The 23,711-nt window shown below is 70.6% G+C and carries 11 protein-coding genes; 8 read left to right on the forward strand and 3 right to left on the reverse strand.

Translation table 11 applies throughout. The annotated features are described in order from the left end of the window. Positions 1-12: 12 nt before the first annotated feature. The 3 genes from ABNX08_RS27805 to ABNX08_RS27815 all read right to left on the reverse strand — a co-directional run bounded on the left by ABNX08_RS27805 (position 13) and on the right by ABNX08_RS27815 (position 2,120). Positions 13-561, reverse strand: a complete 549-nt coding sequence (locus tag ABNX08_RS27805) for a BON domain-containing protein (RefSeq protein ID WP_022538921.1) — start codon at positions 559-561, stop codon at positions 13-15. Between the two features lie 679 nt (positions 562-1,240). Next, positions 1,241-1,687, reverse strand: a complete 447-nt coding sequence (locus tag ABNX08_RS27810) for a PA2169 family four-helix-bundle protein (RefSeq protein WP_022538923.1) — start codon at positions 1,685-1,687, stop codon at positions 1,241-1,243. Between the two features lie 118 nt (positions 1,688-1,805). After that, positions 1,806-2,120, reverse strand: coding sequence for a hypothetical protein (locus ABNX08_RS27815; protein ID WP_022538924.1), 315 nt, complete (start codon positions 2,118-2,120; stop codon positions 1,806-1,808). Between the two features lie 362 nt (positions 2,121-2,482). Here ABNX08_RS27815 and ABNX08_RS27820 point away from each other — a divergent pair, with 362 nt between their 5' ends. The 8 genes from ABNX08_RS27820 to treY all read left to right on the forward strand — a co-directional run bounded on the left by ABNX08_RS27820 (position 2,483) and on the right by treY (position 23,698). After that, positions 2,483-5,890 carry an alpha-1,4-glucan--maltose-1-phosphate maltosyltransferase gene (locus ABNX08_RS27820; RefSeq protein WP_022538925.1) on the forward strand — a complete coding sequence of 1,136 codons (3,408 nt, stop codon included), beginning with the start codon at positions 2,483-2,485 and terminating at the stop codon, positions 5,888-5,890. Positions 5,891-5,911: 21 nt separating this feature from the next. Continuing rightward, positions 5,912-9,268: a maltose alpha-D-glucosyltransferase gene (gene treS / locus ABNX08_RS27825; protein WP_022538926.1), complete on the forward strand. Its 3,357-nt coding sequence runs from the start codon at positions 5,912-5,914 to the stop codon at positions 9,266-9,268. Further along, positions 9,265-11,547, forward strand: coding sequence for a 1,4-alpha-glucan branching protein GlgB (gene glgB / locus ABNX08_RS27830; protein ID WP_022538927.1), 2,283 nt, complete (start codon positions 9,265-9,267; stop codon positions 11,545-11,547). The genes treS and glgB overlap by 4 nt, the downstream gene beginning before the upstream one ends. After that, positions 11,544-13,784: a glycogen debranching protein GlgX gene (gene glgX, locus ABNX08_RS27835; RefSeq protein WP_022538928.1), complete on the forward strand. Its 2,241-nt coding sequence runs from the start codon at positions 11,544-11,546 to the stop codon at positions 13,782-13,784. Before glgB ends, glgX begins: the two co-directional genes overlap by 4 nt. After that, positions 13,781-16,051, forward strand: a complete 2,271-nt coding sequence (gene malQ / locus ABNX08_RS27840) for a 4-alpha-glucanotransferase (RefSeq protein ID WP_022538929.1) — start codon at positions 13,781-13,783, stop codon at positions 16,049-16,051. The genes glgX and malQ overlap by 4 nt, the downstream gene beginning before the upstream one ends. 136 nt (positions 16,052-16,187) lie before the next feature. Continuing rightward, on the forward strand, positions 16,188-18,722 hold the full coding sequence (locus ABNX08_RS27845; protein ID WP_022538930.1) for a glycogen/starch/alpha-glucan phosphorylase: 2,535 nt from the start codon (positions 16,188-16,190) through the stop codon (positions 18,720-18,722). A gap of 306 nt (positions 18,723-19,028) precedes the next feature. After that, complete coding sequence (gene treZ / locus ABNX08_RS27850; RefSeq protein ID WP_022538931.1) at positions 19,029-21,005, forward strand: malto-oligosyltrehalose trehalohydrolase; 1,977 nt, start codon at positions 19,029-19,031, stop codon at positions 21,003-21,005. Then, positions 21,005-23,698: a malto-oligosyltrehalose synthase gene (gene treY / locus ABNX08_RS27855; RefSeq protein ID WP_041682127.1), complete on the forward strand. Its 2,694-nt coding sequence runs from the start codon at positions 21,005-21,007 to the stop codon at positions 23,696-23,698. The genes treZ and treY overlap by 1 nt, the downstream gene beginning before the upstream one ends. The last annotated feature ends 13 nt before the right edge of the window (positions 23,699-23,711 follow it).

A 23,711-nucleotide genomic window follows, 5' to 3' on the forward strand; every position in this document is an offset into this window, starting at 1 on the left:
GGGTGCGTTCGCTCAGTACACCGGCGTGCCGGTCCGTGGCACGCGCAGGTGGTTGGCCACTTCCTTCACGCCGAACACTTCATCGGCGATATCCTCGATCCGGTACTTCTGCTGACGATCCGGCACGCTGCCCTGCAGCGTCACCACGCCCTGCTCGACCTTCACCTCCACGTCGTTCAGGTCAAGCCGCGCGCTGCATGTCAGTTGCTCGCACAGGTCTTCCAGGATGCGTTCGTCCGGGCGCTGGTAGTTGCGCGGGCCGACCGGCCGCGCGCGCTGCGGGCCGCCGTGGTACAGGCCCATGCGCTCGTTGTAGCCGGTGAACTGCCGGTATGGGTCGGCCCCGCCCTGCGGCGCGCGGCGGTGCTCCGGCGGCATCTCGCGCGGCCACCGCCGCCGCGCGCCGCGGGCCGCGTCGAACTCGCCCGGATCCACCGGCTTGTCGTAGTCATACACCCCATAAGGCCCCACGTAGTGGCTGCGCATGTCGGTTTCCGGCACCGCACTCTCATGCCACGGTTCGTCGCGCCAGTGGTCTCGTCGCTCGTCCCTGCGGTCCATTGCTGTCTCCCCTGCAGTTGGCATTACTTCTACCGTGGCGGAACCAGGCCGCGGTCGGGCTTGCGCAGTTCGTCCGCGCGCAACTGCCGCACCGCGCACGCCAGCGCCCGCGCCACGTTGTCCACTTCGCCCTGTACGCCGCTGTCCCGGTCCAGCTCGGCATGGCTGGTGGGCGTAAGGCTGGTAATAGCCGATACATAGGCGGGATCGGCATAGCCCGGCCCTGTGCTTGCGCGGCGCCTTGCGGCCCTGCTCGTACGCGTCCCCCGATGCGCTCGAGCCGGTCCAGCGTCGCATCCTCCTGCCGGTAGGCCGGGTCCGTAAAGCGCGCGAGGAAGCGCTGGCGGAAGGTCTCGCGCGGCAGCGGGATGGTCACCTGGCCCTTGCGGACGTCGGTGGCGTCGCCAGGGTGGCGCTGCGGCTTGGGCGGCTGCTCGGGCATGACTGTGTCTCCATACACGCTGGTAGCCCGTTGGCATGCAAGATGGACGCCATCGCGGCGCGGGGCGCGGGGCGCTGCTGTAGCGGCACCGGCGCAGGCGCGCGCCCACGCGCGGGTGTCGGTGCGCAAGGCATGGAAGCGATGAGGCCATCCCGCAAGTTCAATGCCCTGCTGGGATCCCACCCCGCTGCGCGTGCAATTCGTTCGAATCTTTGTAAGAAATGCGGGCGCCCCGCGTCAAGGCGTGGTGCGCGGCGAGCGGTATCGTTCGTGCAGCACCCGGAACAGCTCATGGCTGACCTGCATGCCCCGGTACTGGCGCCGCACCACCGCGCGCAGGCGCGCGCCCAGCACATGCGCGCGCAGCGCACGCGCATAGCGGCGCTGCACCGCGTGCTCGCCCTTGCTGATGGCCTGCAGCAGGGCGCGATCCGAGTTGCGCTTGCCGATCCCCGCCGACGCTGCGGAAGCGGCCGGCACGGCCACAGCCTCCGGCTGTTGCCCCAGGTCCAGCAGGCAGGCCTGGAGCTCCTGCGCGGCCAGCGCAAACGCATTGGCGCGGCTGGTAAAGAGCGATTTCAGGTGCGGATTGGCGGCGGCCATGGCCGCGCGGCGGCAACCGTGCTCGCCCTCGCGCGAGGCCGCGATCAGCGCATTGAGCAACAGGACCTTTTTCTTCGCCATGGCACACCTGCCCTGGTCCGTGGCCGGACCCGTGAAGTCATCGATCAGGGCCGGCTGCCCGCCGGCGGTTGTCCCTTGTTACCGGTCCTTGCCGCGCGCCCCGCACGCCAGGGTCAGACTAGGATAGGTGCCCGTCCCGCCTGGCACCAGTTGCGGAAAACGCGCGGTGCGAGGCCGCCACCCACGCCTTGCGCGCCTCGCGCATGCCGCGCAGGTTCATGGCGATCAGCGCCAGCTGCAGCACGATCAGCGCGTACGCATTGCCATGCCAGCCCCAGGCAATCCACAGCACATTGCTCGCCAGGAACACCCAGAAACCAGCGCGCCGCCGCGCGATCGAGCGCGATCCGACCAGCCATGTGGCGATCACCGTCACCACCATCGCCGGCCATTGTGTTGCCTCCAGCCACCAGTCCATGCGCATGCGCTCCATGCCGTGTTGATCGGTTCGCTTCGACCCGCCTTGACGCCGGCGCCCGTGGGTTGCGTTGGCACCTTCCGACGAACAAGGGCAAGAAGCGTACCGGACAGTGCGCCCCCTGCCGCCGCGCGTCAATCTGCTTGCGCGTTCTTTCCATCGGCAAGAATGGCGCGGGCATTTTTTACAAGCGGTTGCGCATCGCGCACATGACTCGATCCAGGGCTTGCCCTTGAACCGTCTTGCGTCGACACTGACTGAGGCAAACCCGGGCGTGCTGGCACGCACTTCGCATGGCTGTGCCATCCCGCCGGCTGGCCACAAGGCGCCGGGCGGGGCATTGTTGCTCCAGCGGAGCGAAACCCCGGGAGGACTTTGTGCGGATCTGCCAGATCGACCTGACCGGAACGCCCGACGCCGATGAACACGCGCTGCAACGCGTGGCGGCGCTGGGCTTCGACCACGTCCTGATCGGCGGCTGGCCGCGCCTACCCGGCGAAGACGCTCTCGCGGCGTGCACCCGGCATGGGCTGGCGCCGTTGCTCGATCTCTCACTGGATCGCTTCACCTCCGACGGCGCGGACAGTGCCGCCGACCCGCGCTGGATCGACACCAGCGCGCCCGCCTTCGCCCCCCACGAAACCGACAACCACATCCCCGGCGCGCGTCTGCGCTGGCACGACCCGCAAGTGGCCGAGGCGCTGGTGCAGTGGTGGGCGGCGCAACTGCGCATGGCGTGGGCGGCGGGTGCGGCGGGATTCTGCTGCCGCGCACCGGCGCGCGTGCCTGGCAGATGGTGGGCCGCGCTGACCGCGACGCTGCGCGACGACGCCGGGCCGGAACAGGCGCGCGGTACGCCGCGCTTCCTGGCCTGGACGCCCGGGCTCAACCCCGCCCAGCTGGATGAGTTGGCACCGGCCGGCTTCGACGCCGCCTTCTGCTCGCTGCCGTGGTGGGATTTCCGCAGCACGTGGTTGACCGAGGAAATCGCGCGCCTGCGCCGCTTTGGCCGGGTACTGGCCGCGCCGGCGCTGACGCCGTCCCGCCAGGATGCGCTCAGCGCGCGGCGTGCGCTATGGACCGCCGCCGCCATCGGCGACGGCATCCTGGTGCCGGCGGGATTCGAAACCGGCGGTGCGCTCGCGCGCGATCCGCTGGCGCCCGACGGGGCTGCGCACGATGGCGCCCCCTACGACATCACGCACGAACTGCTGGAAGCCAATACCTGGCTGGCCGCCCGCAACCCCGCGCCAGCCTTGTCGGTGCGGCTGCTGAGCGGCCCCGACGCGCCGCTGACGGTACTCGCCCGGCTGCCGGCACCCAATGGCGCCTGCGGCATGCCGGGTGCCGGCAACGGCAAGACCGCACCGGGCTTGCCCAATGGCGCCGCGGCACTGGCCGTGGTGCTCAACCCGGACCCGATGGCACCCGGCACGCTCGGCGCCGACCGCGTGCTGAGCGCGCTGCCGCATCCCAGCGCGCACCTTGAAGCCTCGCCGGGCGGCCCGGGCGGCACGCTCGACGCCACCAGCCGGCTCGATGCGCTCGCCAGCATCACGCTCGCGCCAGCCGATATCCGCCTCTATGAAGTGCCACCGGTGCCGCTGACGCGCCCCGGCGTGCCGCGCCGCGATGCGCGCGAGCCGCACGGGCATGAAACGCTGACGGCCACCGGCCTGGGCAGCGTGGTGGCGGCGATGGAAGCGCCGCGCATCGCCATCGAACGCGTCGAACCCGCCTGCGACGACGGCCGCTTCGCGGTGCGGCGCGTCGTCGGCGAGCGCGTCACGGTCAGCGCCGATATCTGGATGGATGGCCACGACAAACTCGCCGCGGCGGTGCTGTGGCGTGCGCCCGGCGAGTCCGATTGGCACGAGGCGCCGCTGCACCCCGTGATCAACGACCGGTGGGAAGGCAGCTTCCCGCTGGTGGCGCTGGGCCGGCATGAATTCACCGTCGAAGCCTGGCGCGACGCCTACGCCAGCTGGCTCGACGAAATCAGCAAGAAGCGCGCGGCCGGCCTCAACGTGGCGCTGGAGATCGAAGAAGGCGCGCGGCTGGTGGCCGATATGCTGCTGCGGCCCGCCGGCAAGAATGGCAAGAAAGGCAATGGCAGGAAGAACGCCGGGAAGTCCCCCGCGGACAGCGAACTATCCGCCATCGTCGATGAACTGACCGAAGCCGCCGGCGACGACGAACGCCGCCTGGAGATACTGCTGTCGCGGCGCACCGCCGCCGCCGTGCACGCGGTGATGGCCACGCCCGCCGGGCGCCAGTTCGTCTCGCGCCACCCGGTGGCCATGCCGGTTGAGGCCGACCGCCTTGCCGCACGCTACGCCAGCTGGTATGAGCTGTTCCCGCGCTCGCAAAGCAACGACGAGCAGCGCCACGGCACCTTCGACGACGTGATCGGGCGACTCCCCGCGATCCGCGCGATGGGTTTCGACGTGCTCTACTTCACGCCGATCCACCCGATCGGCCGCACCCACCGCAAGGGCCGCAACAACAGCCTGCGTGCGCAACCGGGGGATCCTGGCAGCCCCTACGCCATCGGCGGCGAGGAAGGCGGCCACGACGCGCTGCATCCCGAGCTGGGCACATTGGACGACTTCCGCCGCCTGCTCGATGCAGCGGCAGCCAATGGCCTGGAGCTGGCGCTGGACTTCGCGATCCAGTGTTCGCCCGACCATCCGTGGCTGCGCGACCACCCGGAATGGTTCGCGCACCGCCCCGACGGCTCGCTGCGCTACGCCGAGAACCCGCCCAAGAAGTACGAGGACATCGTCAATGTCGACTTCTACGCCGCGCCGCCCGCCGGCGCCGCGCTGTGGCAGGCGCTGCGCGACGTGGTGATGTTCTGGGCCGACCATGGCGTGCGCATCTTCCGCGTGGACAACCCGCACACCAAGCCGCTGCCTTTCTGGGAATGGATGATCGCCGACATCCGCGCGCACCACCCCGACACCATCTTCCTGGCCGAGGCCTTCACCCGGCCCAAGATGATGGCGCGCCTGGCCAAGCTCGGCTTCAGCCAGTCGTACACCTACTTCACCTGGCGCAACACCAAGTGGGAGCTGACCGAGTACCTGAACGAACTGACCCAGGGCCCGCTGCGCGACTTCTTCCACCCGCACTTCTTCGTCAACACGCCCGACATCAACCCTTACTTCCTGCACCACGGCGGCCGCCCCGCGTTCCTGATCCGCGCGGCGCTGGCCACCATGCTGTCGGGGCTGTGGGGCATGTACAGCGGCTTCGAGCTGTGCGAGAGCGCACCCTTCGTGCTGGACGGCAAGGTGCGCGAGGAATACCTCGATTCCGAGAAATACCAGCTGCGCGCGCGCGACTGGCACCAGCCCGGCAATATCGTCGCCGAGATCTCGCGCCTCAATGAGATCCGCAACAGCCACCCGGCGCTGCAGAACAACGGCCTGCGCTTCTACCACGCCGGCAGTGATGCGGTGCTGTGGTTCGCGCGTTTCGTGCCGGGCACGGACTACCTGTTCGGCGACGACGTGCTGCTGGTGGCAATCAACCTGGACCCGCGCCACGCGCACGAGGCCGATATCGAACTGCCGCTGTGGGAATGGGGCCTGCCCGACCATGCCCGGGTGGCGGTGCAGGAGCTGATGCGCGGCGCGCACTTCGAGCTGCGCGGCAAGCACCAGCGCATCCGGCTGGACCCGGCGCAGCTGCCCTTCGCGGTCTGGCATGTGCGCCCGCTGGAGCGGCCCGCGCCCCGCCCCGCGGCAGCACCGGCATCCACCGACCCGCACGGCGCCTGACAGGCATACGTGGAGACACGGATGAAACGCCTCACCGAAACCGGCAGTGCCGCCCTGCTCAACGCCGATCCGCTCTGGTACAAGGATGCCGTCATCTACCAGCTCCACATCAAGTCCTTCTACGACGCCAACGGCGACGGCGTGGGCGACTTTGCCGGCCTGCTGGCCAAGCTCGACTACCTGGTCAACCTGGGCGTGGACACCGTCTGGCTGCTGCCGTTCTACCCGTCGCCGCGCCGCGACGACGGCTACGATATCGCCGACTACCGCAACGTCCACCCCGACTACGGCACGCTGTCCGACGCGCGCCGCTTTATCGCCGCGGCCCACGCGCGCGGGCTGCGCGTGATCACCGAGCTGGTGATCAACCACACCTCCGACCAGCATCCGTGGTTCCAGCGCGCGCGCAACGCCAAGCCCGGCTCGGCGGCGCGGCGCTACTATGTGTGGTCGGACCATGACCAGGCCTACGCCGGCACCCGCATCATCTTCTGCGATACCGAGAAGTCCAACTGGAGCTGGGACCCGGTGGCGGGCGCCTACTTCTGGCACCGCTTCTACTCGCACCAGCCGGACCTGAACTTCGACAACCCGCAGGTGCTCAACGAGGTGCTGTCGGTGATGCGCTACTGGCTCGACATGGGCGTCGACGGGCTGCGCCTGGACGCGGTGCCCTACCTGGTCGAGCGCGAAGGCACCAGCAACGAGAACCTGCCCGAGACCCATGCCGTCATCCGCCATATCCGCGCCCACCTGGACGCGCGCTTCCCCGGCCGCATGCTGCTGGCAGAAGCCAATATGTGGCCGGAGGACGCGCAGCAGTACTTCGGCCTGACCGGCCCCGACCCGGAAGGCGACGAATGCCACATGGCCTTCCACTTCCCGCTGATGCCGCGCATGTACATGGCGATCGCGCGCGAAGACCGCTTCCCGATCACCGACATCATGCGCCAGACCCCGGAGGTGCCGCCCAACTGCCAGTGGGCCATCTTCCTGCGCAACCATGACGAACTGACGCTGGAGATGGTGACCAGCAGCGAGCGCGACTACCTGTGGGAGGTCTACGCGACCGACCGGCGCGCGCGCATCAACCTGGGCATCCGCCGCCGGCTGGCGCCGCTGATGGAGCGCGACCGCCGCCGCATCGAGCTGATGAACAGCCTGCTGTTCTCGATGCCGGGCACGCCGGTGATCTACTACGGCGACGAGATCGGCATGGGCGACAACATCCACCTGGGCGACCGCGACGGCGTGCGCACCCCGATGCAGTGGTCGCCCGACCGCAACGGCGGCTTCTCGCATGCCGATCCCGAGCGACTGGTGCTGCCGCCGCTGCAGGGGCCGCTGTACGGCTACGAGGCGGTCAACGTCGAGGCGCAGGCGCGCGACCCGCATTCGCTGCTGAACTGGATGCGGCGCATGCTGGCGCTGCGGCGCAAGCACCGCGCCTTCGGCCGCGGCACGCTGCGCTTCCTGTTCCCCGGCAACCGCAAGATCCTGGCGTACCTGCGCGAGTACGAGGGCGAGCACATCCTGTGCGTGGCCAACCTGTCGCGCGCGCCGCAGGCCGTCGAGCTGGACCTGTCCGCCTTCAACGGCCGCGTGCCGGTGGAGATGATGGGCGCCACCCCCTTTCCCGCCATCGGCACGCTCACTTACCTGCTGACGCTGCCGCCCTATGGCTTCTACTGGTTCGTGCTCAGCGACGAGGCGCAGCCGCCGTCGTGGCACGTCGAGGCACCCGAACAGATGCCAGACCAGATCACCCTGGTGATGCAGAACTCGGCCCGCCCGGAGCTGACCGATGCCTCGCGCCGCATCATGGCCACAGAAGTGCTGCCGCACTACATCAGCCGGCGCCGCTGGTTCGGGTCCAAGCATGAGCGCATCGAGCGCGTGGGCATGGCCTACGTGCTGCCGTTCACGCGCGGCGCCAGCGGCGAAGACGTCTACCTGGGCGAGGTCGAGGTGGTGCTGTCCGGACGCACCGAACGCTACCAGCTGCCGGTGGGCATCCTGTGGGACCGCGAAAGCGCGGACAGCGTGTCGCAGCTGGCGCACGGGCTGTCGATGGCGCGCGTGCGCCAGGGCAGCCGCGTCGGGCTGGCCACCGACGGCTTCGTGGTCGAGCCCTTTGCGCGCGAGGTGGTGCGCGCGCTGCGCAACGGCGCGGAAATGCGCACCGGGCAGGACACCATCCGCTTCCTGGCCGAACCGGGCCTGGCCGCGCTGGAACTGGAGCGCGACCCGATCGAATGGATGTCGGCCGAGCAGTCCAACAGCTCGCTGTCGTACAACAACGCTGCCGTGCTCAAGCTGGTACGCCGGCTCTCTGGCGGCATCCATCCCGAAGCCGAGATGACGCGCTACCTGACCGCGCAGGGCTATGCCCACGCCGCGTCTTTGCTGGGCGAGGTGGTGCGCACCGGAGCCGACGGCGTGCCGCATACGCTGATGCTGCTGCAGGCCTATATCCTCAACCAGGGCAACGGCTGGGACTGGACCCTGGACTACCTTGGCCGCACCATCGACGATGCGCTGCCAGCCCAGGAAAGCGAGGACGAGTTCGCCGAGGCCATGAACGGCTACGCGGCGCTGGCCGGCACGCTGGGGCGCCGCCTGGCCGAGCTGCATGCGGTGCTGGCGCGGCCCACCGACGACGACGCCTTCACGCCGCAGCCCGCCAGCAACGAAGATGCGCACGCCTGGGCCGAGCAGGCCATGAAGGCGCTGCAGCGCGCGCTGGCGTTGCTGCAAAAGCGCGCCGCCAACATGCAGGGTTCGGTACAGCAATCATATGAGGCCGACGTGCAGACGCTTGCGGCCGCGCGCGACGCCCTGCCGGCGCTGGTCAAGCAACTCGCCGCCGCCGCGCCGGGCAGCCTGCAGACGCGCATCCACGGCGACTTCCACCTGGGCCAGGTGCTGATCGCGCAGAACGACACCTATCTGGTCGACTTCGAGGGCGAGCCCGGCCTGCCGCTGGACTGGCGGCGCCGCAAGACCTCGCCGCTGCGCGACGTGGCCGGACTGCTGCGCTCGCTCGACTACGCCGCGGCCACGGTGGGCACCGATCGCCAGGAGCGCACGCATACCGAGCTGCCGCCGCAGCTTGCCGAGCGCCGCGCCGTGCTGCTGGAGGGCTTCCGCAGCACCGCCAGCGACGCCTTCCTGAGCAGCTACCAGCAGCATATGGAAGCGTCGCCGGCGCCGTGGGTGGCGCCTGACCAGCTGCAGCCGCTGCTGGACCTGTTCCTGCTCGAGCGCGCGGCCTATGAGGTCGACTACGAAGCCGCCAACCGCGTCGCCTGGATCGACCTGCCGGTCAGCGGCCTGGCCCGCCTGGTGCGCAAGCTGGTGCCGGGAGGCCAGCCATGAGCCCGCCCACGACAAGTACCCGCAGCGCGGGCATGCTGCCGGGGCACGAACTGGATGCCCTGCTCGGCGCGCGCCACCACGACCCCTTTGCCGTGCTGGGTCCGCATCCCGATGGCGACGGCGCGCTGGTGCGCGCCTGCCTGCCGGGCGCGGTCTCGGTGCAGCTGGCCGATGCCAGCGGCACGCCGCTGGCGCCGATGGAGCCGCTGCACGGCGGCGGCGTCTTTGCCGGGCGCCTGCCCGCGCGCGAGCGCCAGGCCCACGCCACCGACTACCGGCTGCGTGTGGAATGGCCCGACGGCTCCGAACAGTGCGCCGCCGACCCCTATGCCTTCGGCCTGCTGCTGGGCGAGCTGGACCTGCACCTGATCGCCGAGGGCCGGCACTTCAAGCTCGGCGAGTGCCTGGGCGCGCAATGGGAGTGCGTGGACGGTATCGACGGGGTGCGCTTCGCGGTGTGGGCGCCGAATGCGCGGCGTGTGTCGGTGATCGGGGATTTCAACGGCTGGCATCCGGCGCGGCACCCGATGCGGCTGCGCCATCCCAGCGGCATCTGGGAGCTGTTCGTGCCGGCGGCGCTGGGCGCCGGGCCGGGCTGCCGCTACAAGTACGACCTGCTCGACCCGCACGGCACCGAGCTGCCCGACAAGGCCGATCCGCTCGCGCTCGCCACCGAGCCGCCGCCTGAGACCGCTTCCGTGGTGACCGCGCCCGGCAAGAGCGCGCCGCCCTTCGACTGGCACGACGCCGACTGGATGGCGCGCCGCGACGCCGCCAACCCCTACGCATCGCCGATGTCGGTCTACGAGGTCCACGTCCTGTCGTGGCTGCGCGCGGCCAACGACACGCAACGCGGCTGGGAGATCCTGGCCGAGCGGCTGGTGCCATACGTGCAGGAACTGGGCTTCACCCATATCGAACTGCTGCCGATCACCGAGCATCCGTTTGGCGGCTCGTGGGGCTACCAGCCGCTGTCGCTGTATGCGCCCACCGCGCGCCTGGGCCCGCCGCAGGCCTTCGCCGCCTTTGTCGACCGCTGCCACCAGGCCGGCATCGGCGTGATCCTGGACTGGGTGCCGGCGCACTTCCCCACCGATCCGCACGGGCTGGCGCGCTTCGACGGCACCGCGCTGTACGAGCACATGGACCCGCGCGAAGGCTTCCACCAGGACTGGAACACGCTGATCTACAACCTCGGCCGCAACGAGGTGCGCGGCTTCCTGCTGGCCGGTGCGCTGCACTGGCTGGAGCACTTCCACGCCGACGGCCTGCGCGTGGATGCGGTGGCGTCCATGCTCTACCGCGACTACAGCCGCGAGCCCGGCCAGTGGGTTCCCAACCGCTTCGGCGGCCGCGAAAACCTGGAAGCCGTCGACTTCGTGCGCGAACTGAACACCGTGGTCCACGAACGCTGCCCGGGCGCGCTGACCATCGCCGAGGAATCGACCGCCTGGCCCGGCGTCACCGCCAGCGTCGCCAGCGGCGGGCTGGGCTTCGACTTCAAGTGGAACATGGGCTGGATGCACGACACGCTGCGCTACCTGGGACACGAGCCCGTCCACCGTGCCTGGCACCACCAGGACATGACCTTCGGCCTGGTCTACGCCTGGTCCGAAGCCTTCGTGCTGCCGCTGTCGCATGACGAGGTGGTGCACGGCAAGGGCTCGATGATCGGCAAGGTGCCCGGCGACGAGTGGCAGCGCTTTGCCGGCCTGCGCGCCTACTACGGCTTCATGTGGACCCACCCCGGCAAGAAGCTGCTGTTCATGGGCGGCGAGCTGGCCCAGTGGCAGGAGTGGAACCACGACGCCGAGCTGGACTGGGCGCTGCTGGACCACCCCATGCACCGCGGCATGCACACGCTGGTGCGCGACCTGAACCGGCTCTACCGCGAGCTGCCCGCGCTGCATGCGCTGGACCACAGCCCGGAAGGCTTCCAGTGGGTGGTGGGCGACGACAACCACAACAGCGTCTTTGCCTGGCTGCGGCGCGCCGCGGCGGGCAGCCGCGAGGTGGTCCTGGTGGTGGCCAACATGACGCCCGTGCCGCGCTACGGCTACCGCCTCGGCGTACCCTTTGCCGGCCCCTGGCAGGAATGCCTGAACACCGACGCCGAGTGCTATGGCGGCAGCAATGTCGGCAACGGCGGCGCGGTGACGGCGGTGGACGTGCCCTCGCACGGCCAGCCGGCCTCGCTGGCGCTGACGCTGCCGCCGCTGGCCACGCTGGTGCTGCGGCTCGACCGGGTTGATGGTGGTGCACAAGGCGCGGCGACATGAACCGACCCTTCGCGGACCGGCTGCTGCCGGGCAAGCCGTATCCCCTGGGCGCCCACTGGGACGGGCTGGGGGTCAACTTCGCGGTGTTCTCGGCGCATGCCTCGCGCATCGACCTGTGCCTGTTCTCAGAGAATGGCCGCAAGGAACTGGCGCGCCTGCCGCTGCCGGAATGCACCGACGAGATCTGGCACGGCTACCTGCCCAACGCGGCGCTCGGCACGCTGTACGGCTACCGCGCGCACGGCCCCTACGATCCCGCGCACGGGCACCGCTTCAACCCGCACAAGCTGCTGCTGGACCCGTACGCGCGCCAGTTGAGCGGCCCGGTGCGCTGGGCGGATGTGCTGTTCGGCTACCGCCTGCAGAGCGCGCGCGGCGACCTGACGCCGGACCGGCGCGACAGCGCCCAGAGCATGCCCAAGGCGGTGGTGATCGACGAGAGCTTCCACTGGGGCGACGACCGCCCGCCCGCGGTGCCGTGGTCCGCCACCGTCATCTATGAAGCCCACCTGCGCGGCCTGTCGATGCTGCGCGACGACCTGTTGCCCAACCTGCGCGGCTCCTTCGCCTCGCTGTGCGACCCGCGCTTTATCGACCACCTGGTGCAGATGGGCATCACCACCGTCGAGCTGCTGCCGGTGCACGCCATCCTGCAGGACCGCTTCCTGCTGGAGCGCGGGCTGCGCAACTATTGGGGCTACAACACCATGGCGTACTTCGCGCCGGAACCGGCCTACCTGGGCACCGGGCAGCTGCAGGAATGCAAGGTGGCGATGCGGCGCCTGCATGCCGCCGGCATCGAAGTGATCCTGGACGTGGTCTACAACCACACCTGCGAGGGCAACGAAATGGGGCCGACGGTATCGTGGCGCGGCCTGGACAACGCCAGCTACTACCGCCTGATGCCGGGCGACGAGCGTCACTACATCAACGACACCGGCTGCGGCAACACGCTCAACCTGTCGCACCCGCGTGTGCTGCAGATGGTGATGGACTCGCTGCGCTACTGGGTGCAGGGCTACCACGTCGACGGCTTCCGCTTCGACCTGGGCAGCACGCTCGGGCGCGAGGGCAACGGCTTCGACCAGGGCTCGGGCTTCTTTGATGCGCTGATGCAGGACCCGGTGCTGAGCCACGTCAAGCTGATCTCGGAACCGTGGGACCTGGGCCCCGGGGGCTACCAGCTCGGCAACCACCCGCCCGGCTTTGCCGAATGGAACGACAAGTTCCGCGACGTGGTGCGCCGCTTCTGGCGCGGCGATGCCGGCAAGCGCGGCGAGCTGGCCGCGCGGCTGGCGGCCTCGGCCGACCTGTTCGACCGGCGCCACCGGCGCCCGTGGGCCAGCGTCAACTTCATCACCGCGCACGACGGCTTCACACTGGCCGACCTGGTCTGCTACAGCACCAAGCACAATGAGGCCAACGGCGAGGACAACCGCGACGGCACTGACGACAACGCCAGCGCCAACTGGAGCCCGGACGGCAGCATCGAAGGCCCCACCGACGACCCCGAGATCCTGGAGCGCCGCAGCCGCGTGGCACAGGCGCTGATGGCCACGCTGCTGCTCGCGCAGGGCACGCCGATGCTGACCGCCGGCGACGAATGGGGCCGCACCCAGCACGGCAACAACAACGCCTACTGCCAGGACAACGAGATATCGTGGCTGGACTGGAAGCAGGCCCAGACGCCCGGCGCACAGCCGCTGCAGCACATGGTGCGCCGCCTGCTCGCGCTGCGCCGGCGGCTGCACGCCCTCACCGGCGACCGCTTCGCGCACGGGCGCCAGGAACCGGCGCGCGGCATTGCCGACATTGCCTGGTTCGATACCGACGGCAAACCGCCCACCCCCGAGGAATGGGCCGACCCGGAAATCCGCACGCTGGCGCTGCGCCGCGCTGCCCCGCCGCCGCAACCTGAGCGCCCGCAGCTGGGCTCGCTGCCGGAAGAGGAGGGGGACGAGGACGATGCGCGCACCGTGCAGGTGACGCTGCTGCTGCTCAACGCCGGCGAGGCCGACGCGTCGTTCCGGCTGCCCGAGCCCAAGCTGGCCTGGACCCTGCTCTTCGACAGCAGCCGGCCCGAAGCCACCGAGTCCGAGCTAGCCGGCGAAGCGGTGGGCGAGAGCCAGACGGTGCCGGGCCATTCGCTGGTGCTGCTGGCCGCCCCAGCCCGCAGCCGCGAGAGCCCGCACCAGGAGAGTCCGCCGCTGGGCGCGCCGCAGGAGACACAGGAATGACCCGACGTACGCACCGCAGCGCCGCGCCGCCCCCCGCGCCACTGCAGAAGCTGGCGCTGCGCGCTGGCCTGCTGCCGCACTGGACGGATGCCTGGAACCAGCCACAGGCCGTCTCCGACGACGCGCTGCGGCGCGTGCTCAACGGCCTCGGCCTGCCCTGCGCCACCGGCGGCCAGTGCGAGGCCTCGCGCGCGTGGCTGGCCGCCGACGATGCCATCCATGCGCTGCCGCCGCTCATCACCGCCGAACGCGGCAAGCCGGTAGCCGTGCCATGGCCCCACACGCTGCCGCAACGCGCATACCGGCTGACGCTGGAAGACGGCGCCATCATCGCCGGCACCGCGGTGCGCGGCAACGATGACAGCGCACGCGGCAACGACGGCACCATGCTGCTGCCCGCCATCGACGTATGCGGCTACCACCGGCTGGAACTGGGCGATGCGCACACCGTGCTGGCGGTGGCGCCGCCGCGCTGCTATGGCGTGGCCGATGCCCTGCGCCATGCCGGGCGCACCGGCACCGATCCGCGCGCGCGGCCCTGGGGCCTGGCGGTGCAGCTTTACAGCCTGCGCCGCGGCGCGCCCTGCGGCATGGGCGACCTGAGCGCGCTGGCGCAGTGCTGCGTGAGCGCGGCCGGCGCGCATGCCGATGCCGTGGCGATCAACCCGCTGCACGCGGGCTTTGCCGCGCTGCCCGAGCGCTACAGCCCGTATGCGCCGTCCAGCCGCCTGTTCCTGAACCCGCTCTATGCCGACCCGGCCGCGTTGTTCGGCCAGGCCGCGTTGGACGCCGCCATCGCCGCGCTGGGCGCGGGCGAGGCGCTGGCCGCGCTGGAGGCGCGCACCGAGATCGACTGGATCGCGCTGGCGCCGCTGCGCTACGCGATCCTGCAGTGGCTGTGGCAGCGCCGCGAGACGCTGCTGCCGCGCGCGGCGCTGGATGACTGCGCCGCCTTCCGCGCGCGCGGCGGCACCGCGCTGCACGCGCACGCCTGCTACGAGGCGATCCAGGCGCAGCGCCTGGCCGACAGCGCCAACGGCCTGAACCACAACGCCGCGCCGGACTGGCGCTGCTGGCCGGTGACGCTGCGCTCCCCGGCCGATGCCGCGGTGGCCGGCTTTGCGCAGGCCCATGCCGACGAGGTGGCCTACCACGCCTTCCTGCAGTGGATCGCCGCCGACGGGATGGCGCGTGCGCAGCGCGCCGCGCGCGAGGCCGGCATGGCCATCGGCATCGTGTCTGACCTGGCGGTGGGCGCCGACCCCGGCGGCAGCCAGGCCTGGACACGCCAGCAGGAGATCCTGGCGGGCGTGCATGCGGGCGCGCCGCCGGACGTGTACAACCCGCTGGGGCAGGACTGGGGCGTCGCGGTGTTCTCGCCGCGCGGGTTGCGCCAGCATGGCTTTGCCGCCTTCCTGGAAATGCTGCGCGCCAACCTGGCCCATGCCGGCGGGTTGCGCATCGACCATGTGCTGGGGCTGGCGCGCATGTGGCTGGTCCCGGCCGGCGCCCCGGCCAGCGATGGCGCCTACCTGCGCTATCCGCTGGAAGACCTGCTGCGGCTGGTGGCGCTGGAGTCGTGGCGGCACCGCGCCATCATCATCGGCGAGAACCTCGGCACGGTGCCGCCGGAGCTGAATGCGGCGCTGTCGGCGCGCGGCGTGCTGGGGATCGACGTGCTGTGGTTCCAGCGCAAGGAGGACAGTGGGGACAGTGAGGACAGTGCACCGGCCGATACCGGCGACGAAGTCCGGAAACCGGACGACACCGTCCCGGCCTTCCTGCCACCCGCCCAGTGGCCGGCAGATGCCATCGCCACCACCTCCACGCACGACCTGCCCACTGTAGCCGGCTGGTGGGCCGGCCGCGACCTGGACTGGCGCGAGCGGCTGCAACTGCTGGCGCCCGGCGAAACCATCGAACAGGCCCACGCCGGCCGCGCGCGCGAACGCAGCGCGCTGTGGCAGGCGCTGTGCGACGCCGGCCTGTGCAGCGGCCCTGAGCCGGGCCCGGCCCATGCGCCGCTCAACGCCGTGCTGGCGTGGCTGGGCACGGCGCGGACCGCACTGCGCGTGGTGCCGCTGGAAGACCTGCTGGGCGAGGCCGAGCAGCCCAACCTGCCCGGCACCACCAGTGTCCATCCCAACTGGCAACGGCGCCTGGATGCCGACGTGCGTGCGCTGGCCGACACGCCCGAGGTACGCGCCCGCGCCGAAGCCGTGCGCAGTGGCCGCCACGGCGCGCGGCATCCCCCGCCGCGCCGCTAGCCGCACCGCTCAGCGCGCCCCCAGCCGCGCATGTGGCGGCTGCCAGACCTTGCGGCAATGCCGTAGCCATTTCCCGCGTTGCGCGCATTGCCTGATCCGCTAAGCTTGACGCACCAACATGCGCAGGAGCCCCGCCATGAAGGACGCCCTCCGGCCCGAGCATGCCGACGACACCCGTACCGCCCTGTCCGGCGCCAGCCTGCGCCGCGCTTTCCTGGACCACGTGTTCCATACCCAGGGCAAGCTGCCCGGCCACGCCAGCGAGAACGACCTCTACCAGGCCGCGGCGCATACCGTGCGCGACCGCCTGGTGCAGCGCTGGATCAGCACCGCCGAAGCCTATCTGGGCCAGCCCTCGCGCACCGTCGCCTACCTGTCGGCCGAATTCCTGATGGGCCCGCACCTGGGCAATAACCTGATCAACCTGGGCATCTACGACGAGGTGCGCGAGGCCATGGCCGCGGCCGGGCTTGACCTCGACAGTATCCTGGCGCAGGAGGTCGAGCCGGGGCTCGGCAACGGCGGCCTCGGCCGCCTGGCGGCGTGCTTCATGGATTCGCTGGCGACGCTGGAAATCCCCGCGCTCGGCTACGGCATCCGCTACGAATACGGCATCTTCCAGCAGACCATCATAGACGGCATGCAGGTGGAGAAGACCGATACCTGGCTGCGCAACGGCAATCCGTGGGAGATCCAGCGCTCCGAATGGGCGGTGCAGGTGCGCCTGGGCGGGCACACCGAGCACTACACCGACGACCGCGGCCACTACCGCGTGCGCTGGGTGCCGGCCAAGACGGTGGTGGGCGTGCCGTTCGACTCGCCGATCCTGGGCTACCGAGTCAACACCGTGAACACGCTGCGGCTGTGGCGCGCCGACGCCACCGAGGCGTTCGACTTCCACACCTTCAACCGCGGCGACTACCTGGGCGCGGTCAGCAAGAAGGTCACCTCCGAGAACCTGACCAAGGTCCTCTACCCCAACGACGAGACCAGCCAGGGCAAGGAGCTGCGGCTGGAGCAACAGTACTTCTTCGTCGCCTGTTCGCTGCAGGACATGCTGCGGCTGCTGGCCGTCGACGGCATCCCGGTGACGCGCTTCCACGAGAAGTTCGCGGTGCAGCTGAATGACACCCACCCCGCCGTGGGCATTGTCGAGCTGATGCGGCTGCTGGTCGACGACCACGACCTGCCCTGGAACGACGCCTGGCAGATCACGCAAAATGCCTTTGCCTACACCAACCACACGCTGCTGCCCGAGGCACTGGAGCAGTGGCCGCTGCCGCTGTTCGGCCGTGTGCTGCCGCGCCACCTTGAGATCATCCTCGAGATCAACGCGCGCTTTCTCGACGAGGTGCGGATCCGCTTCTACGGCGACGAATCGCGCCTGGCGCGGCTGTCGCTGATCAATGAGCACGGCGAGCGCCATGTGCGCATGGCCAACCTGGCGTGCGTGGGCAGCCACGCCATCAACGGCGTGGCCGAGCTGCACTCGCGGCTGATGCGCGAGGACGTGCTCAAGGATTTCTACGCGATGTGGCCGGAGAAGTTCACCAGCATCACCAACGGCGTCACGCCACGGCGCTGGCTGGCGCTGTCCAACCCGCGGATGACGCGGCTGGTCTCGGATGCGATCGGCGATGGCTGGATTTCAGACCTGGACCAGATCCGCGCGCTTGAACCCTATGCAGACGATGCCGGCTTCCGCGAGCAGTGGCAGGCCGCGCGGCACGCCAACAAGGTCGACCTGGCGCAGCTGATCCGCGACACCACCGGCGTGGTGGTGGACCCTTCCTCGATGTTCGACGTGATGGTCAAGCGCATTCACGAATACAAGCGCCAGCACCTGGCGGTGCTGCACGTGATCGCCTTGTACCACCGCATCAAGTCCGACCCCAACGCCGAAATCCAGCCGCGCACCTTCCTGTTCGGCGGCAAGGCGGCGCCGGGCTACGTGTACGCCAAGCTGATGATCCGCTTTATCACCTCGGTAGCGGACGTGATCAACCGCGACCCGCAGGTGCGCGACCGACTCAGGGTGGTGTTCCTGCCCAACTTCAACGTCACCTACGGGCAGCAAACCTATCCGGCGGCGGACCTGTCCGAGCAGATCTCGCTGGCGGGCAAGGAAGCCTCGGGCACCGGCAACATGAAGTTCGCGATGAACGGCGTGCTCAATATCGGCACCATGGACGGCGCCAATATCGAGCTGCGCGAGGCCGTCGGCCACGACAACTTCTTCCCGTTCGGCCTGACCGCGCCCGAGGTCTATTCGCTGCGCGCCAGCGGCTATGAGCCCGCGGCCTACTACCACAGCAATCCACAACTGCGCGCGGTGATCGACCTGATCCAGCAGGGCTTCTTCTCGCGCGGCGACCCGACGCTGTTCCGCCCGCTGTTCGATCCGCAGATGCAGCACGATCCCTACCTGCTGCTAGCCGACTTCGCCTCGTATATCGAATGCCAGCAACTGGTATCGGATGTGTTTGCCGATCCGCAGCGCTGGCAGCGCATGTCAGTGCTGTCGTGCGCACGCTCGGGCAGGTTTTCCTCGGACCGGGCGATCCGCGAGTATTGCGAGCGCATCTGGAAGGTCGAATCGGTGCCGGTGCGGCTGCTGCACAGCGCCAGCGGCACGCCCGGGGACGTGGAAGCGGGCGCGCGAGCGGCATGACCATGCGGCGGCGCAGCGAACGTGCGCTGGCGCATGTGCCGGCGGCTCGCGTAGTTTCTACAATTGCCCATGTAACAAAGCCTGCGTCGCACCCGCGCCCCTGCCCGCAAGCCGCGCCCAGATGCGCGTTCTGCTGGCATGGAGTTCGCATTGCGCAAGGGCCGGCCGATCCGACGGCGCAACCCGCGGCCGTGTTCCGGCACGTCTTGCGCGGCAGGATCCGCCGCATCCCCGCATAGAAGCTGCGCCACCCCCAACGCCACGAAGCGCCACGCCACGGTGGGCCTCTGAAGGCAGGAGCCGAATTTGAACGCGAACCCGTTTCTTCTAGCCCCCGGCGCCCGGTCCGCCCTGCCCAGCCTGACGCCGCTCGAGTGCTTTGCGGCGCCTTCGGCGCAAGCCTTTTCCTCCAACGACGATCACGCGCAAGACTACCTGTTCGGACCCGCATGGCTGCACGACGGCCGCGTGCGCTTTCGCCTGTGGGCGCCGGATGCCGCCGAGCAAGGCCAGGCGGTGCGGCTGGAGATCGCTGGCCTGGGACCGGTGCATATGGCGAGCGGGCCCAACGGCTGGTATGAGGCGATCGTGCCGTGCTGCGAAGGGGCGCGCTACTGGTTCCGGCTCGATGACGGCACCACCGTGCCCGACCCGGCCTCGCGCTGGCAGGCCGACGACGTGCACGGCCCCAGCATCGTGCCCGCCCGCGACGCCGCCGGCGCCTTCGCATGGGCCTGCCCCGACTGGCGCGGGCGCCCCTGGCATGAAGCCATCGTCTACGAGCTGCACGTCGGCCTGTGCGGCGGCTACGCCGGCGCCGCGCGCCAACTGCCGCGCCTGGCGGCGCTGGGCTTCACTGCGGTCGAGCTGATGCCGCTGGCGGAATTCCCCGGCGCGCGCAACTGGGGCTATGACGGCGTGCTGCCGTTCGCGCCCGAGTCCAGCTATGGCACACCCGACGAGCTGCGCGCGCTGGTGGACCACGCGCACCAGCTCGGCATGATGGTGCTGCTGGACGTGGTCTACAACCACTTCGGCCCGGAGGGCAACTACCTGCACCGCTATGCCAGCGCGTTTTTCCGCGCGGACCGGCAGACCCCGTGGGGACCGGCCATCGACTTCCGCCGGCCGCAGGTGCGGCGCTTCTTCACCGAAAATGCGCGCTACTGGCTGGAGCAGTTCCGCTTCGACGGCCTGCGCCTGGACGCCGTCCACGCCATCGAGGACGAAGGCTGGCTGGCGGCGCTGCCCGGTGAGCTGCGCACCGTGCTGGCCCAGGGCGACGGCGCCAACCGGCACCTCCACCTGGTCCTGGAAAACGACAACAACGACGCCGGGCTGCTGGCCACGGGCTTCGACGCGCAGTGGAACGACGATGCCCACCATGCGCTGCACGTGCTGCTGACCGACGAGGACGACGGCTACTATCGCGACTACAGCGGCGCCGCCGGCGACGGCGACGGCGACGGCGCCGAGCGCGGCCAGCCCGCGCTGCGCCACCTTGCGCGCGTGCTGGCCGAAGGCTTTGCCTACCAGGGCGAGCCCTCGCTGCACCGCTCCGCCGACAGCGCGCAGGTATGCCGCGGCCAGCCCAGCGCGCACCTGCCGCCGACCGCCTTTGTCAGCTTCCTGCAGAACCACGACCAGACCGGCAACCGCGCCTTCGGCGAACGGCTGGCCGGGCTGGCGGAGCGCCAGGCGCTGCGCGCGGCGGTGGCGCTGCAGCTGCTGTGCCCGCAGGTGCCGTTGGTGTTCATGGGCGAAGAGACCGGCTCGCAACGGCCCTTCCTCTACTTCACCAGCCATCCGCCCGAACTGGCGCGCGCCGTGCGTGACGGGCGGCGGCGCGAGTTCGCCGCCAGCACGGCGTTCCACGACGAGGCGAGCGCCGCCAACATCCCCGATCCCAACGATCCGGCCACCTTCGAAGCGTCGCGTCCGGAACTGGAGGACGATGGCGACTGGACCCCGTACTATCGTGAGCTGCTGTCGATCCGCCGGCGCGAGCTGCTGCACCGGCTGGCCGGCTGCCAGAGCGCCGGCGTCGAGATCCTGGGCCCGGCCGCGCTGTGCGCGCGCTGGCGGCTGACGGACGGCATGGAGCTGAGCCTGTGGCTGAACCTGGGCAGGGAGGCGGTGCCGTGCACGCGCCCGTGTCGCGACCAGAGCACCGCGCTGCATGAGAGCGCACCCGGCGCCGCCGCGGAACTGTCCGCCGGCATGCTGCCGCCGCTGGCCTGCGTCGCCACTCTGTGCGAGCCCGCCCCGGCGCGAGCGCGATGATGCCGGCCACGGCGCCGGACCCCGCAGACCGGGCCGCCGCGCACAACGGCACCCGCGCCCTGCCGCGCGCCACCGCCCGGCTGCAGCTGCACCCGGGCTTCACCTTTGCCGATGCCGCCGGCGTGGTCGACTACCACACCGCGCTGGGCGTGAGCCACCTATATCTGTCGCCGGTGTGCAGCGCACGCCCCGGGTCCACCCACGGCTATGACGTCACCGACTTCACCAGCGTGCGCCCCGAACTGGGCGGCGAGCCCGGCCTGAAGATGCTGGCGGGCCGCGCGCGTGCGGCGGGGCTGGGACTGATCCTCGACATCGTCCCCAACCACATGGCCGCCGACGTCACCCACAACGGCTGGTGGCGCGACGTGCTGGCCCACGGGCGCGACAGCCGCTATGCCGGCTGCTTCGATATCGACTGGACCCCGCGCGACCCCGCGCTGCACGGCAAGGTGCTGCTGCCGCTGCTGGGCCAGTCATACTGGGACACGCTGGTGGCCGGCGAACTGCAATGGGTGCCGGCCAGCGGCGACGCCTCCGCGCACCTGCGCTATTTCGATCACGCGCTGCCGCTCGCGCCGGACAGTGCCGATGTCGAAGCCGGCGAGCCCGGCTGGTACGACGCCACGCACGCAGAGGGCCGCACCCGGCTGCACGCGCTGCTGGAACGCCAGCACTACCGGCTCGCCTGGTGGCGCAGCGCCGCCGCGGCGCTGAACTGGCGCCGCTTCTTCGAGATCAGCGACCTTGTCGGCGTGCGCGAAGAAGACCCGCAGGTCTTCGACATGGTCCACGCGCTGGTCTTCCGGCTGCTGCGCGAAGGCTGGATCGACGGCGTTCGCGTGGACCATGTCGACGGCCTGGCCGATCCGGCCGGCTACTGCCGCCGGCTGCGCGAAGAACTCGACCGCCACGCCGCCGCGCGCCCGCCGCTGCTGCGGCTCGAGCGCCCCTGGCTGGTGGTCGAGAAAATCCTCGGCCCGCGCGAACGGCTGGCGCCGGACTGGCAGGTCGACGGCACCACCGGCTATGACTTCATGGACGATGTCGGCGCAGTGCTGCACGACGGCGAAGGCGAGGCGCCGCTGGGGGCACTATGGGCGCTGTTCAGCGGCGACGCACGCCCCTATGCCGCGCACGCCGCGCAGGCGCGGCGCCTGGTGCTGGACCGGCACCTGGTGACCGAGTACGAGGGCGCTGCGGCGCGCCTGCACGAATGCGCCAGGCAGGATCCCGGCACGCGCGACCTGACGCGCGCGGCGCTGCGGCGCGCGCTGGCGGCGCTGATGGCGGCGGTGCCGGTCTACCGCAGCTACTTCGACGCGCAGCCCTCGGACCGCGACGCCACCGCGGCGCAGGCCGATGAAGCGATGCTGGAAGACGCACTGCTGACCGCGCGCGCCGGCCTCGCCCCCGACGAAGTGGTGGCGCTGGCCTTTATCGCCGGCTGCCTGCGCACCGTGGCCGCCCCCGACAGCGATACCGGGGCGCTGCGCCGGCGCCTGCAGCAGCTGATGCCGGCGCTTGCGGCCAAGGCCGGCGAGGACACCGCGTTCTATCGCTATGGCAGGCTGCTGTCGCGCAATGAAGTGGGCAGCGACCCGGGCCAGCTGGCGATGCCGCCGACGCAGTTCCACGCGCGCATGGCGGCGCGGCGGCTGGCATGCCCGCATGCGATGCTGGCCACCGCCACCCACGACCACAAGCGCGGCGAAGACGCGCGCATGCGCCTGGCGGTGCTGAGCGAGCTGCCCGGCGCCTGGGCCGACGCCGTCGCCGCCTGGGAACACCAATGCGCGCCGCTGCTGGCCACGCTGCCGCTGGCGCCGGACCCCGGCGACCGGCTGATGCTGTACCAGGCGCTGGTCGGCGCCTGGCCGATGGAAGACACCCGCCCCAGCGCCGACAGCGCCCCCGACGCACCCCCCGACGCACTTCTCGCGCGCATCTCCGCGTGGCAGGTGAAGGCCATCCGCGAAGCCAAGCGCCATGGCAACTGGACCTGTCCCGATGCGGAATACGAAGCGGCCTGCGAAACCTTCCTGCGCGGCATCGCGGCCAGCTGGCCGCAGGGCGTGCTGGCGCATATCGGGCAGTTCGTGGCGCGCATCGCCACGGCCGGCGCGCTCAACAGCCTGGCGCAGGTGCTGCTGCAGCTGACGGCGCCGGGCATACCTGACCGCTACCAGGGCTGCGAAGGCTGGGACCTGAGCCTGGTCGACCCCGACAACCGGCACCAGCCAGACTTTGCGCGCCTGCAGTCGCGGCTGGGCTGCGCCGCGGGCTGGGCGCACTGGCTGGCGCACTGGCGCGACGGGCGCATCAAGCAGCAACTGGTGCACCAGGTACTGGCGGTGCGGCGTGCGCATCCGGACCTCTTTGGCGACGGGCAGTACAGCATGCTGGCGGCGCATGGCGCGCTGGTGCCGCAAGTGCTCGCCTTTGCCCGCACCGCGGGCTCGCGCCAGGCGATCACGGTGGTGACGCGGCTGGCGGCCGCGCGCGTCGATCCGGCCGTGCCGCGCATCCCGCCGGCCTGCTGGGGCGACACCACGCTCAACGTGGGCGCGCCGCAGGCGAGCCGCTGGACCGATGCGCTGACCGGGCATGTGGTGGACGCGCCCGCGGGCCGGCTGCGGCTGCGCGACGTGCTCGGCGGCCTGCCGGTGGCGTTGCTGCTGCGCGAGCCCTGAGCGGGAACCGAAC

It is taken from the genome of Cupriavidus sp. DF5525 (genome assembly GCF_040149425.2).
GTDB classification, from domain to species: Bacteria; Pseudomonadota; Gammaproteobacteria; order Burkholderiales; family Burkholderiaceae; genus Cupriavidus; species Cupriavidus pickettii_A.